This is a genomic window from Hydrogenophaga sp. T66 (genome assembly GCF_057219855.1).
The window spans coordinates 1349604-1362182 of sequence record NZ_JBXVVX010000001.1; the positions used below are offsets into that span (position 1 = coordinate 1349604).

Consider the following 12579-nt stretch of genomic DNA (forward strand, 5'->3'; position numbering starts at 1 on the left):
ATGGCGAGGCCGGGACTTCAGCTCTGAGCCGGGGTGGCTTCGGCGCCGGGCTGCGCCGGCGGTGGCACATCAGCGTCGTCCCCCTGGAACGCCTTGTATTTGCCCGGGAAATACTTGTTCACCCAGAGCTGCGCAATCTGCAGCTTGGTGATCGGCTTGAGCATGTAGTTGATGGGCACACCGATCGTGCCGGTCGTTTCCTTGCCCGCCTGGTCTTCCGTGGCCGCGGTGATGTAGTCGTTGAAGGCTTCCATCATCGAGTTGATGTCCAACATGCTGTTGGCTTCCTGCTCCATGGCGGCAAGGCCGCCGATCACCGACTCGATGGTGGCGGTCTTCAGCGACACAAATTCCCCCTTGGTGCGGGCCGCGGTGGCGGAAGCCTGCAGCGTGGCAATCTGGTTCTGCGTGAAGTTGTCCAGCTTGAGCAGTTGGGTCATGTCTGCGCTCGGATCGAACGAGGCAAACTTCTTGACGCCGATCTTCACGGGGTTGGCCTTGATGCTGGGGATGAAACCCGCCGTGACCAGGCTGACGTGGGCGTTGATGCTGGTCTTGCTCAGCAAGCGCTTCATCGACTCGCTGAAACTGCCGGTGAAGCCCCCACCGCCCGCGAAGCCAAAGCCACCTGCCATGCCCGAGCCAATCAGGCCGACCTTGATCTGGGCCGCCATGTCCAGCGCGTCGCTCGCAGCCGATTCGCTGGAGTCCGTGAACTCCTGACGCAGGATGTGGACCATCCCCACGAAGCTGGAACCCGTGGTGAAGCCGGAGATGATGTGCATCGCCCTTTCCTCTTCGGTACCGCTCTGCTTGAGAGCAGCTTCGAGGTCCTCTTCCTTGATCCTGAGCTTGTCGTTGGGGTAGAGCGCGTTCCAGGCGCGCATCGCCTTGTCGGGGTCGAGGAAGAGCGGCGAGAGCAAGGTCGCCATCTTGTGGGTACAACTGGCCGTGATCAGCAGCGTGCCCTCGATGTCGTGGGTCTGTTTCTGCTTCTGGGTCTGTTTGGCGACCGTTTCGGCCATGTGGAATGACTTTTCATTGCCCAGCACGGACGTGGCACCCGACACGTAGTCTTTGATGTGCGACAGCGTGTTGCTGATGTTCTGGTCGTTCTTGTCGAAGCTGAAGTACTGCGCGTCGATCTTGATCGAGTCGGCCGCCAACGGCATGAGCTTGAAACTGCAGCGGTTGTAGTCAATCGGACTTTCCAACGGCGCGTTCACCAGGCGCAGCTTGCCGCGCAGGGGCTGGAGCTTGCGCTGCTGGGCGATCTGGACCTTGCCGTACTCCTTCGCGGCCGTGTCAACCTGCACCCCCACGTCCGCCACTTTCTTGATCAGGTCCTTCGGGTCCATCTGCATGTTGATCAACTCCTGGACCGTCATGTCCAGGCTTCGTTTCAATGAAATAAACGAATTGAGCGTGTCTTTCGCGCTCTCGATCGGCGCGGTCTCTTTGGCGATCTCCAAAATGGTGTCCATGGCCTCTTTGTCGACAATATTGCCGAGCACCAGATTGGGGGAATAGGGAATGGCAGTGGTCATGGGTGACTCCTTGATGGGGCAAACATGTTGCAGTGTCAGAATCGCACTGATTTGGATTGAAGGGCCGCAGCGCGGGCGGCCTGGCAATAAGCGAGTTGGGCGCCGTTGTGCACATTCAATTTCCGCCGGAGATTGTCTCGATGGGTATTCACGGTGTATGGACTGATATTCAATTGACGGGCAATCTGTTTGGATGTCAGGCCTTGTGCGATCAGATCAAGAATTTCGGCCTCCCGGGCGGTGAGGCTTGTTTCCTGCGGGTGTCCGGCGCCCGTCAAATGTGCATTCATATTCCAACTCCTGTCAAAATGAAACCTGGGTGAAAGACAAATGGCCACGGCCTCGTCGGGCCGTTTCCCCCTGCGTGTAGGCATCTGGGTTGATGCGTGGAGGCAGTTTGCATTCACCGTTCGTTCAAGGTCTCACCCAATGCTAACGAAAGGCTCAATTTTCGATGTCGATGGCCCATTCTCCATCGCTGTTGGCGAGCGTGGAGATTCCTCCCGCGACGGGGCTAGGGTGACTAATCGATGGACGAATGCGCAGGATTGCGCCGATCCAATCGGATCAGGCAATTAGCCCAGGGATTGACCCTGATGGAATGGTGGAACGCGGCGCGACCAATGCCGCGTTCGTTCAGCGCGATGCGTGGAGCAATTCGCGGTAGTCGTCCGCGCTGGCGGTGCGCGGGTTGGTTTTGTGGCAGTGGTCGGCGAGCGCGCCGGCGATCACCGCGTCGTGCACGTCGGCGGTGACGCCCATCGCGGCCAGCCCACTGGGCAGGCCCAGGCGGGCGCTCATGTCGCGCAGCGCGTCGCCGACGTCGCTGCCAGAGGTCAGGCCCATGGCCTGGGCCATGCGGTCGAGCCGTTGCTCGCGCCGCATGGACTCGGTCTGTGCGTTGAAGGCCACCACCGCCGGCAGGAACACCGCGTTGAGGGTCCCGTGGTGCAGGCGCGGGTTGATGCCGCCGAGACTGTGGCTGAGGCTGTGCACGCAGCCCAGGCCCTTCTGGAAGGCCATGGCGCCCTGCATGCTGGCGCTCATCATCTGCAGCCGGGCTTCGCGGTCGGCGCCATTCGTGGTGGCGCGCTCGATGTGGGCCCAGCCGCGGCGCAGGCCATCCAGCGCGATGCCGTCGGCCGGCGGGTTGAAGGCCGCGCTCATGAAGGTTTCCATGCAGTGCGCGATGGCGTCCATGCCGGTGGCGGCCGTGAGCAGGGGCGGCAGCCCGAGCGTCAGTTCGGGATCGAGGAGGGCGGTGCGCGGCACCAGGTGCCAGCTGTGAAAACCCAGCTTGCGTCCGTCGTCGACGATGAGGATGGCGCCGCGCGCCACCTCGCTGCCGGTGCCGGCCGTGGTGGGCACCGCGATGAGCGGGGGCACGGCGGCGGTGATCTTGGGCGAACCGCCCTCGATGGTGGCGTAGGTCTTGAGCGGCCCGTCATGCGCCACGGCGATGGCCACGCCCTTGGCGCAGTCGATGGCGCTGCCCCCGCCCAGCGCGATGAGGCCGTCGCAGCCTTGCGTCCGGTACACCGCCGCGGCCGCACGCACCGCCGCTTCGGTCGGGTTTGACGGGGTGCCATCGAACACGGCCGGCGCGCGGCCCGGCAGCGCGGCCACCACCCGGTCCAGCAGCCCCGCGGCCTTCACGCCCGCGTCGGTGACGACCAGCGGACGCGCGATGCCGATGCGATCGCATTCCGCCGACAACTGCGCCAGCGCGCCGAAGTCGATCAGGATGTTCGTCACATACAGGATTTGGGCCACGGGGAACTCCGGGTAAGGTTGCGGGGCAACGACTGTAGTGGCCCGCGGCCCCTAATTTTGTCGCTAAAACGACAATTGTTTCATGAGCCACCCCTCCAATCCCCGCTCACTCCTCACGCCCGTGATGCGAACCCTGATGGATCGCATCGACCGGGCCGGTCATGTCCCGCTCCACGCGCTGTCGCCCCTCCAGGCCCGCGCGGCGTATGCGGCCGGCGCGGGCGTGTTGGACATCGCCCCCCACGCCCTGGCGCGCGTGCAGGACCTGAGCGTTCCCACCCGCGACGGCGCCAGCCTGCCGGCGCGTCTGTACGCACCCAGCGACGCCCCGGGTCTTCCGGTGCTGCTGTATTTCCACGGCGGCGGCTTCACCGTGGGCAGCATCGCCACCCATGAGCCGCTGTGCCGGCGACTGGCCCACCTGGCGCACGCCGCCGTGGTGTCGGTGGACTACCGGCTGGCGCCCGAGGCCACGTTCCCGACCGCGGTGGACGATGCCTGGGACAGCCTGGCCTGGCTGTGCGCCGAGGGCGCCGCACTGGGGCTGGACGTCAGTCGCATCGCCGTGGGCGGCGACAGCGCGGGCGGAACCCTGGCCGCCGTCACCGCCATCGCCGCGCGCGACGCCGGGCTGCCGCTGGCTTTGCAGTTGCTCTTCTATCCGGGCTGCGGCGGCCATCAGGCCACCGCGAGCCACCACCGTTTCGCCCACGGTTTCGTGCTGGAGAAAGCGCACATCGACTACTTCTTCGGCCACTACCTGCGCGGGCCCGCCGACCGCGACGACTGGCGCTTCGCCCCCCTCGACGGCGTGGACGCCGAAGGCGCCCTGCGCGAGCTCGATGGCGTGGCGCCCGCCTGGATCGGGCTGGCCGAATGCGATCCGCTGACCGACGAGGGCATCGCCTACGCCGACCGCCTGCGGCTGGCCGGCGTGGCGGTGGATCTGGAGATCTACCGCGGCGTGGTGCACGGCTTCATCCAGTTCGGCCGCGCCGTGCCGGAAGCGCTGACCGCCCACGAAGACGCCGCCCGCGCCCTGCGCCACGCGTGGGGCGTGGCCTGAATTCCCCTGCCTGTCCCGAGGAGACACCGACATGCCCCTGACCCGCGCCGACTTCCGCTTTTTCCACCGCCTGCGCGTGCGCTGGGCCGAGGTGGACATGCAAAAGATCGTGTTCAACGCCCACTACCTGATGTACTTCGACACCGCGGTGACCGAGTACTGGCGGGCCCTGGCGTTTCCGTACCAGGCCGGCATGGCGCACCTGGGCGGGGACCTGTATGTGGTGAAGGCCACGGTCGAGTTCCATGCGTCGGCCGAGATGGACGACCAGATCGATGTCGCGATGAAGTGCGAGCGCATCGGCAAGAGCTCCATGACCTTTCGCGGCGCGATCTTCCGCGGCGACCAGCACCTGATCAGTGGCGAAATCGTCTACGTCTACGCCGACCCGGCCACGCAGTCGTCGCGCCCGGTGCCCGACGCCCTGCGCGCGCTGCTGACCGACTACGAGGCCGGCGGGCCGGTCACGTCGGTCCACGTCGGCGACTGGGCCACCCTGGGGCCGGCCGCGCGAGGACTGCGCACCGAGGTGTTCGTGCGCGAGCAGCGCATCGACGAGTCGCTCGAACTCGACGCGCTGGACGCGGGCGCGGTGCACGCGGTGGTCACCAACCGCATCGGCCAGACGGTGGCCTGCGGGCGGCTGCTGCGCGGGGGTGAGCCGGGCGTGGCCAAGATCGGCCGCATGGCGGTGATGCGTCCGCTGCGTGGCGGCGGGCTCGGGGCGCAGGTGCTGGCCGCGTTGAGCGAGGCCGCCCGCGCACGAGGCGACCGCGAGGTGGTCCTGCACGCGCAGCGCAGCGCCGAGGGCTTTTACCTGCGGCTGGGGTTTGCGGTGCGCGGCGAGCCCTTCGAAGAGGCCGGCATCCCGCACGTGACCATGGTGCGCGCGCTCTGAGCGCGCGGCCCGCGGTGCCTCAGCCCAGCACCACCCGCTCGCTGCGGTGCCGGGCCGGGTCCAGGGTGGGGGCCTGCCCGTCGTGGACGTGGGTCCATTCGCTCGCGTGCGCTGCCCACCCGTCAGCGCCACGGGACACCGTCAGCGACAGGCTGCTGCGCGTGCCATACGCGTGGTGAGGGGCGCGCTCCCGCGCGCGCACGAAGGGCGTGGCCAGCGCGCGCTCCCAGTCGAGCGGCACGCCGGTGCGGGGCAGGGCCTCGTCGGGCACGGGCGTGGTGTCCAGCAGCGGTTCGGCGGAGGCGTGGTCCGCGCGGGGCGGGGTCCGGACCGCCGCGTCCAGCGCCGCGAGCAGGCGCTGCGTCTTGGGCCAGGGGGTGTTGAGGCTGGCGTTGGACAGGCCGTACAGCCCCGGGCCGAGCGCGCGCCGGTGCAGGAGCGGGCGCTGCGGCGCGTGGGGCGCTTCCGGGTCGCGGTTGGACAGCCACGCCCAGCCACCGCCGGCCAGGTCGCCAATCACGAGGTTGAAGCCGCCGTAATCCGCGGGGGACAGGGCGTCGGCGAAGCCGGCCACGTCGTGTCCGCCGGCCAGCCAGCGCGTGGCCAGCTCACCGCGGCTGCGCGGCGCGGTCTCCCGGTCGGCTTGGCGGACGTTGGTCAGCAGGGCCACCCGGCCCGCGGGCGTGATGCCCAGCCAGGTCCCGCCGTCGCGCAGGTCGCGTCCGGCGATCACCGGGGTGCCGTTGTCCAGCGTCCAGCGGTGCAGCGGCGCCGTCGGCCGATGAAGGTCTTCGTCCCGGTTGGCCAGGATGCGCAGGGCCACGCCCGGCGCGGCGTCCAGGGCGAAGGCGATCAGGCACATGGGGTGGCGTCGACGAGTCGCACCGCGCTCAGATGTCGTCCCGCAGCGGGTAGGGCAGGGGTTGGGGGGTGAGGGTGGCGTCGCCCGCGCGCAGCGCGCCGCCGTCGAGCGCGCTGGTCTGCAGGGCGGCGATCGCCTCCCAGCCACTGCCGTCGGGCCGGGGCGCCGCCTCGGCAATCAGGCCGCAGGGCTGCTCGGCGTCCGCGGCGTGAAACACCTCCTGGCCCGCTGCGACCGGCCCGCTGGCCGCCAGCAGCACGCCGCGGCGCTTGAGCGTGCCGCGGAACTGGCTGCGCGCGACCACTTCCTGGCCGGGATAACAGCCTTTCTTGAAGTTCACACCGCCCACCGACTCGTAGTTCAGCATCTGCGGCACGAAGGCATCGGCCACCGCAGCACCGACGGTGGCCACGCCGCTGCGCACGGACAGCCAGTCCCACACCGTGGTGTCGAGCGTGGTTTCGGGCGCCGGTGAACCCTCCAGCGGCGCGATCCACAGCGCCCGGGCGACGCCATCGGCCGCCGGCAGGCGAAGCACGCTGGCCTCCCCGTCGCGCCACTGGCTCCAGTCAGGCGCCGGCAGCGCCGCCGGCACGGCGGCGCCGACCAGTCCACGCAGGGCCAACGCGTCGCTGGCGTCGCTGAGCTTGCACTGCGCGCGCAGCACGAACATCTGCAGCCGCTTCAGCGTGGCCGGCAGCAGGTCGCGGCGGCACACCAGCACGATGTCGTCGTGCGCGCGCTTGGCCGCCACGAAGGACGCGAGCATCCGGCCCTTGGGTGAGCAAAACGCCGCCAGCCGCGCCTCGGAGAGGCCGAGCAGCGAAAAATCCTGGGTGAGCTGGCCGTGGAGGAACTTGGCCGCATCGGCGCCCTGGGCGCGAATCACGCCCAGCGCGGGCAGGGCGGCGATGCCGGAAAACGTCGGGGGTGGCGTCATGGGGCGGGTTCGGAAAGGAGACGAAACAGGCGCAAACGCAGACACCATGAGGGCCGGTCGGCGCCAGGGCAGGGCGGTGGCATCGGTGGGGTGTCGGCAGGGCGTCGATTATCATGGCCGGCCCCATGACCCTGATGCCGTCACGCCCGTGCTGCGCCTGCTCAAAGCCCTGTTGATCGGCTCCCTGCTGGTGGCGCTGGCCGGGGGCGCGGGCCTGTGGTGGGCCCTGCAGCAGCCCCTGCCGCTGGCCGGCGGCGCGACGGTGGACGTGGACATCCCCCCCGGGACCGGCGCGCGCGGCGTGGCGCAGCGGATCAGCGACGCGGGCGTTCAGGTCCCGGCGTGGCTGCTGTTCGCGGGGCTACGGCTGTCGGGGCAGTCGCGCGACGTCAAGGCCGGCTTCTATGCCGTCGAGCCCGGCACCACGGCACCCGCGCTGCTGGGCAAGCTGGTGCGCGGCGAGCAGTCGCTCATCAGCGTGACCTTGATCGAAGGCTGGACCGCACGGCAGGTCCTGCAGGCGCTGGCCAACACCCCGGAACTCCGCGACGACCTGTCCGTGCGCAACCCCGCCCAGGCGACGGATGCGGCCATGGCCGAGGTCATGGCCCTGATCGGCCGACCCGGCGTCCACCCCGAAGGCCGTTTCTTCCCCGACACCTACCGCGTGGCCCGGCGCAGCCCGGCCTCGGGCGTGCTGGTGGCGGCCGCGCGCGCCATGGACGAGCGGCTGGCGGAAGTGTGGGCCGCGCGCGACCCGTCGGTGCCGCTGAAATCGCCCGAGGAGGCGCTCATCCTGGCCAGCATCGTCGAGAAGGAAACCGGGCTCGAGGCGGATCGCGGACGCATCGCCGGCGTGTTTGCCAACCGGCTGCGCATCGGCATGCGGTTGCAGACCGACCCGACCGTCATTTACGGCCTGGGCGTGCGTTTCGACGGCAACCTGCGCCGCCGTGACCTGGACACGGATACGCCCTACAACACCTACACCCGCGCCGGACTGCCGCCCACGCCGATCGCCATGCCAGGCCTGGCCTCGCTGCGCGCCGCCGTGCGGCCGGAAGCCACCGACGCGCTGTATTTCGTGGCCCGCGGCGACGGCTCCAGCCAGTTCAGCGCCACGCTGGACGCGCACAACGCGGCCGTGCGCCGCTACATCCTGCAGCGCTGATCCATGAGCCACGCCCCCCATCGCCCCCCCGGCGGCCTGTTCATCACGTTCGAAGGCATCGACGGCGCGGGCAAGTCCAGCCACATCGGCGCCTTGGCGGACGCCTTCCGCGCCCAGGGCCAGGCGGTCACGCTGACCCGTGAACCCGGCGGCACCGACCTGGCCGAAAAGCTGCGCGCCCTGGTGCTGCACGACCCGATGGACCCGCTGTGCGAGGCGCTGCTCATGTTCGCCGCCCGCCGCGACCACCTGCAGCGCGTGATCGAGCCCGCGCTGGCCGCGGGCGGCGTCGTCTTGTGCGACCGTTTCACCGACGCCACCTTCGCCTACCAGGGGCACGGGCGCGGTTTCGACCTCGGGGTGCTGACCACGCTGGAGGCCTGGGTGCAGACGCAGGACGGCCGTCTACGCCAGCCGGATCTGACGCTGTGGTTCGACCTGCCCCCGGCCGTGGCCGCCCAACGCCTCGCCGGGGCGCGCGCGCCCGACCGTTTCGAGGCCGAGCCCGGCGCGTTTTTCGAGCGTGTGGCGCGCGGCTACGCGGCCCGCGCCGCGGCCGCGCCGGGGCGCTTCGCCCGCATCGATGCCCACGCCAGCCCGGCCACAGTGGGTGCGGCGGTGCGCGCGGTGCTGGTGGCGCGCGGCTGGCTGGCGGCGGAGGCTGCGTGAGCGCGGCCGCGCTGGCGCCCTGGCTGCAACGGCAGCTGGTTGACCTGCTGGCTCAGCGTGGCCACGCTGTTCTGCTCAGCGGACCCTCGGGCCTGGGTCAGTACGAGCTGGGGCTGGCGCTTGTGAGCGCCTGGCTCTGCGACCGGCCCGGTCCGACCGGGGCCTGTGGCCAGTGCGAGAGCTGCCACGCCATCGACGTCCGCACCCACGCGGACCTGTGTGTGCTGATGCCCGAGACACTGAGTCTGGCACTCGGCTGGCCGCTGGACGAGTCCACCCAGAAAGAGCTGGACGACAAGAAACGCAAGCCCAGCAAATGGATCCGGGTGGAGGCCGCGCGCGACGCGGTGGCCTTCGGCCAGACGACGCGCGGCCGCGGTCGCACCAAAGGGGTGCTGATCTACCCGGCCGACCGCCTCAACATCGAATCCGCCAACACCCTGCTCAAGACGCTGGAGGAGCCGCCCGGCGACGTGCGTTTCGTGCTGGCCACCGACGCCGCCCACCAGCTCTTGCCCACGCTGCGCAGCCGCTGCCAGACCCACGCCTTGCACTGGCCCACCGAGGGCGAGGCGCTGGACTGGCTGGCCGCGCAGCCCGGCGTGCGCGACCGCGATGCCGCCGCCACCGGCTGGCAGGCCGCGGGCGGCCGGCCCGATGACGCGCTCGTGTGGGCCCGCGCGGGCCTGAGTGCCGCCGTGTGGCGCGGCCTGCCGCGGGCGCTTGCCGCGGGGGATTGGACCTCCTTGGCCGACTGGGCACCGGCGGCGCAACTGGGTGCGCTGCAGAAGCTCTGCCACGACCTGAGCGCCGTGGCGGCCGGCGGGCGGCCGCGTTTCTTCCCGTCCGACGCCTTGCCGCCGCCGCCCCGGCCGTCGGCGCTGGCCACCTGGTCGCGCGAGCTGCTGGAGGCCGCGCGGCACGTGGAACATCCCTTCAACGGGGGACTCCAGCAGGAAGCCTGGGCCGCCCGGGCCCGGCAGGTGTTGGGCGCACGCGCCACCGCGCGTCCCTGAATGGCCCCATCCGCTGCGTCTGCGCGGGGCCAGCCGCTACACTCGCCAACTCATGAGCACCACGCCCGCCCAGCCCGCCGCCACCGCGTCGTCCGCCGCGCGCCCCAGCGTGATTCAGCTGTCCATCAAGGAAAAGGCGGCGCTCTACGCTGCCTACATCCCCTTGTTTGCCGACGGTGGCATCTTCATCCCGTCCGCGCGCGACTACCGCCTCGGTGACGACGTCTACGTCCTGTTGAGCCTGCCCGACGATCCGCAGCGCTACCCCGTGGCCGGCAAGGTGGCCTGGATCACCCCGGCCAAGGCCCAGGGGGGCCGCACGCAGGGGGTGGGCATCCGGTTCCCGGCGGACGAGAAGTCGCGGCAGCTCAAGATCAAGATCGAGGAAATCCTCGGCACCAGCCTGGGCTCGGACAAACCGACCCAGACCCTCTGACACCCCGGCGGCCGTCCCTCTTGGCGTGCGCCGCGCCGGCGCGGCAATTCGCCCCGTCCCGCCTTTTTCGCTGCCATGTTCACCGATTCCCATTGCCACCTGAGCTTCCCTGAGTTGCGCGCGCAGCTCCCGCAGGTGCTGGCCGCGATGCAGGACGCGCAGGTCAGCCGTGCGCTGTGCATCTGCACGACGCTGGAGGAGTTCGACGAAGTGGCCGGTCTGGCCGCCGCGCACGACCACCTGTGGGCCACGGTGGGCGTGCATCCGGACAACGAGGGCGTGCGCGAGCCCACCCTGGACGACCTGCTGGCGGGTGCAGCGCGCCCGCGCGTGGTGGGGATCGGCGAAACCGGGCTGGACTACTACCGCCTCGGGGACCGCACCGTGGCCGACATGGCCTGGCAGCGCGAGCGCTTTCGCACCCACATCCGAGCCGCCCGACAGACCGACCTGCCGCTGGTGATCCACACCCGCGCGGCGTCTGAGGACACCCTGGCCATCCTGCGCGAGACCGGCGGGTTTGCCGGCGGCGCGGCGCCCGGCGACCTGCCGCGGGCGCGCGGCGTGTTCCACTGTTTCACGGAGACCGAGGCGGTGGCGCGGGCGGCGCTGGACCTTGACTTCTACATTTCCTTCTCCGGCATCCTCACCTTCCGCAACGCCGAAGACCTGCGCGCCGTGGCGCGATTCGTCCCGCTGGACCGCCTGCTGATCGAAACCGACAGCCCTTATCTGGCGCCTGTCCCGCACCGGGGCAAGACCAATACGCCGGCGCTGGTGCCGTGGGTGGCGCGGCAGGTGGCCGAACTCAAGGGACTCCCGGTGGAAGCGGTTGCCGAGCACACATCGCGCAATTTTGACGCCCTGTTCCGGCGGGTGGCCGCCGCCTGACACCTCATCCATCGCATGAAGAGTCTCAGAAAGTTCATTGTTTTAGCAGTATTTTTCCCCGTGCTTTTGCTGGTCGCCGGGCTGGCGACACCGGCGCATGCGAACTCCTTCAACGAGTTTTTCAGCGCGATCAAGCGCGATGACCCGGCCCGCCTGCGGACCCTGGCGGCGCGGGGTTTCGACCTCAACACGGTGAACGAAAACGGCGAGCACCCTTTGCTGCTGGCGCTCAAGGACGAAGCGTGGGAAGCGGCCGCGTTCCTGTCGGGCCACCCATCGGTGAACGTCGAGGTGCGCAACGCGGCCGGCGAGTCGCCGCTGATGATCGCGGCCCTCAAGGGGCAGCTCGCCCTGGCCGAGCGCCTGATCGCGCGACAGGCCGAGGTCAACAAACCGGGTTGGGCGCCCCTGCACTACGCCGCCACCCAGGCTGGCCCCGGCGCGGTGCCGATGGTGCGGCTGCTGCTCGAACACCACGCCTACATCGACGCCGAATCGCCCAATGGCAGCACCCCGCTGATGATGGCCGCGCACTACGGCAGCCCGGCCGTGGTCAAGCTGCTGCTGGAGGAGGGCGCCGATCCGCTGCTGCGCAACGAGCAGGGCCTGACCGCGATCGACTTCGCGCAGCGCGCCAACCGCGAGGAAGCGGCCGCCCTGATTGCCGCCTTCGTACGCGCCCGGCAGCCCGCGGGCCGCTGGTGAGCCGGGCGCGACACCCCCGGGCGGGGGCGGGGGCCCCGTAGGTGTAACCCACAAGCAGGACAGGGTGGGGCGGCCCCCACAATCGCGCCGTCTGTTGACCACAGGAGACGCCGTGAAACTGGCCAGCCAAAAAGACTTTCTCTCCGGATTGATGTTCACCGTGGTGGGCGCTGCGTTCGCGCTGGGCGCCCGCGAGTTCGAGGTCGGCACCGCGGCCCGCATGGGACCGGGCTACTTTCCCCTGATGCTGGGCGTGCTGCTCGCGGTGCTGGGCGTGATCATCACGGTCCAGTCCTTCCGCAAGGGGGGCCCCGATGGCGACCCGGTGGGCGCGATCGCCTGGCGGCCGCTGGTCTTTGTGCTGGGCGCGAACCTCGCCTTCGGCGCGCTGCTGGTGGGTGTGCCCGCGCTGGGCATCCCGGCGTTCGGGCTGATCGTGGCGCTGTACGCGCTGGTGATCATTGCCGGATTCGCCCAGCCCGGGACCTCCATCAAGCAGTCGCTGATTCTGGCCACCATCCTGGCGGTGGGCAGCTACGGCGCCTTCGTCTACATGCTCAACCTGCAGTTCCCGGTGTGGCCTGCGTTTCTGACCGCCTGACCGG

Annotated in this window: 14 protein-coding genes; 9 read left to right on the plus strand and 5 right to left on the minus strand. The window is 69.8% G+C overall.

The window, feature by feature from the left end:
• Window positions 1–17 precede the first annotated feature (17 nt).
• The 3 genes from AC2D80_RS06235 to AC2D80_RS06245 form a co-directional block, all read right to left on the minus strand.
• Window positions 18–1547, minus strand: a complete 1530-nt coding sequence (locus AC2D80_RS06235) for a hypothetical protein (RefSeq protein ID WP_484632105.1) — start codon at window positions 1545–1547, stop codon at window positions 18–20.
• A 35-nt stretch (window positions 1548–1582) separates the two neighbouring features.
• Window positions 1583–1837 carry a response regulator transcription factor gene (locus AC2D80_RS06240; protein ID WP_484632106.1) on the minus strand — a complete coding sequence of 85 codons (255 nt, stop codon included), beginning with the start codon at window positions 1835–1837 and terminating at the stop codon, window positions 1583–1585.
• A 346-nt stretch (window positions 1838–2183) separates the two neighbouring features.
• Window positions 2184–3320, minus strand: coding sequence for an iron-containing alcohol dehydrogenase (locus AC2D80_RS06245; RefSeq protein ID WP_484632107.1), 1137 nt, complete (start codon window positions 3318–3320; stop codon window positions 2184–2186).
• 82 nt (window positions 3321–3402) lie between these two features.
• Here AC2D80_RS06245 and AC2D80_RS06250 point away from each other — a divergent pair, with 82 nt between their 5' ends.
• Both AC2D80_RS06250 and AC2D80_RS06255 read left to right on the plus strand, forming a co-directional pair.
• Complete coding sequence (locus AC2D80_RS06250; RefSeq protein WP_484632108.1) at window positions 3403–4386, plus strand: alpha/beta hydrolase; 984 nt, start codon at window positions 3403–3405, stop codon at window positions 4384–4386.
• Between the two features lie 31 nt (window positions 4387–4417).
• Window positions 4418–5284: a YbgC/FadM family acyl-CoA thioesterase gene (locus AC2D80_RS06255; protein WP_484632109.1), complete on the plus strand. Its 867-nt coding sequence runs from the start codon at window positions 4418–4420 to the stop codon at window positions 5282–5284.
• A 19-nt stretch (window positions 5285–5303) separates the two neighbouring features.
• Here AC2D80_RS06255 and AC2D80_RS06260 read toward each other — a convergent pair whose 3' ends face one another.
• A complete protein-coding gene (locus AC2D80_RS06260; RefSeq protein WP_484632110.1) occupies window positions 5304–6146 on the minus strand; it encodes an NRDE family protein in 843 nt (280 codons plus the stop codon).
• Window positions 6147–6174: 28 nt separating this feature from the next.
• Window positions 6175–7086: a CAF17-like 4Fe-4S cluster assembly/insertion protein YgfZ gene (gene ygfZ, locus AC2D80_RS06265; RefSeq protein WP_484632111.1), complete on the minus strand. Its 912-nt coding sequence runs from the start codon at window positions 7084–7086 to the stop codon at window positions 6175–6177.
• Window positions 7087–7237: 151 nt separating this feature from the next.
• Here ygfZ and mltG point away from each other — a divergent pair, with 151 nt between their 5' ends.
• The 7 genes from mltG (at window position 7238) to AC2D80_RS06300 (ending at window position 12575) form a co-directional block, all read left to right on the plus strand.
• A complete protein-coding gene (gene mltG, locus AC2D80_RS06270; protein WP_484632652.1) occupies window positions 7238–8257 on the plus strand; it encodes an endolytic transglycosylase MltG in 1020 nt (339 codons plus the stop codon).
• A gap of 3 nt (window positions 8258–8260) precedes the next feature.
• Window positions 8261–8926, plus strand: coding sequence for a dTMP kinase (tmk, locus tag AC2D80_RS06275; RefSeq protein ID WP_484632112.1), 666 nt, complete (start codon window positions 8261–8263; stop codon window positions 8924–8926).
• Complete coding sequence (locus AC2D80_RS06280; RefSeq protein ID WP_484632113.1) at window positions 8923–9942, plus strand: DNA polymerase III subunit delta'; 1020 nt, start codon at window positions 8923–8925, stop codon at window positions 9940–9942. The genes tmk and AC2D80_RS06280 overlap by 4 nt, the downstream gene beginning before the upstream one ends.
• 52 nt (window positions 9943–9994) lie before the next feature.
• Window positions 9995–10378 carry a PilZ domain-containing protein gene (locus AC2D80_RS06285; protein WP_484632114.1) on the plus strand — a complete coding sequence of 128 codons (384 nt, stop codon included), beginning with the start codon at window positions 9995–9997 and terminating at the stop codon, window positions 10376–10378.
• A gap of 75 nt (window positions 10379–10453) precedes the next feature.
• Window positions 10454–11269: a TatD family hydrolase gene (locus AC2D80_RS06290; RefSeq protein WP_484632115.1), complete on the plus strand. Its 816-nt coding sequence runs from the start codon at window positions 10454–10456 to the stop codon at window positions 11267–11269.
• 60 nt (window positions 11270–11329) lie between these two features.
• Window positions 11330–11974, plus strand: coding sequence for an ankyrin repeat domain-containing protein (locus tag AC2D80_RS06295; RefSeq protein ID WP_484632116.1), 645 nt, complete (start codon window positions 11330–11332; stop codon window positions 11972–11974).
• Window positions 11975–12086: 112 nt separating this feature from the next.
• On the plus strand, window positions 12087–12575 hold the full coding sequence (locus AC2D80_RS06300) for a tripartite tricarboxylate transporter TctB family protein (protein WP_484632117.1): 489 nt from the start codon (window positions 12087–12089) through the stop codon (window positions 12573–12575).
• Window positions 12576–12579 lie beyond the last annotated feature (4 nt).

Coding starts and splice junctions, on each gene's coding strand:
- AC2D80_RS06235 (WP_484632105.1), bottom strand. CDS start 1,547: ATGACCACTGCCATTCCCTATTCCCCCAATCTGGTGCTCGGCAATATT.
- AC2D80_RS06240 (WP_484632106.1), bottom strand. CDS start 1,837: ATGAATGCACATTTGACGGGCGCCGGACACCCGCAGGAAACAAGCCTC.
- AC2D80_RS06250 (WP_484632108.1), top strand. CDS start 3,403: ATGAGCCACCCCTCCAATCCCCGCTCACTCCTCACGCCCGTGATGCGA.
- AC2D80_RS06255 (WP_484632109.1), top strand. CDS start 4,418: ATGCCCCTGACCCGCGCCGACTTCCGCTTTTTCCACCGCCTGCGCGTG.
- AC2D80_RS06260 (WP_484632110.1), bottom strand. CDS start 6,146: ATGTGCCTGATCGCCTTCGCCCTGGACGCCGCGCCGGGCGTGGCCCTG.
- ygfZ (WP_484632111.1), bottom strand. CDS start 7,086: ATGACGCCACCCCCGACGTTTTCCGGCATCGCCGCCCTGCCCGCGCTG.
- tmk (WP_484632112.1), top strand. CDS start 8,261: ATGAGCCACGCCCCCCATCGCCCCCCCGGCGGCCTGTTCATCACGTTC.
- AC2D80_RS06285 (WP_484632114.1), top strand. CDS start 9,995: ATGAGCACCACGCCCGCCCAGCCCGCCGCCACCGCGTCGTCCGCCGCG.
- AC2D80_RS06290 (WP_484632115.1), top strand. CDS start 10,454: ATGTTCACCGATTCCCATTGCCACCTGAGCTTCCCTGAGTTGCGCGCG.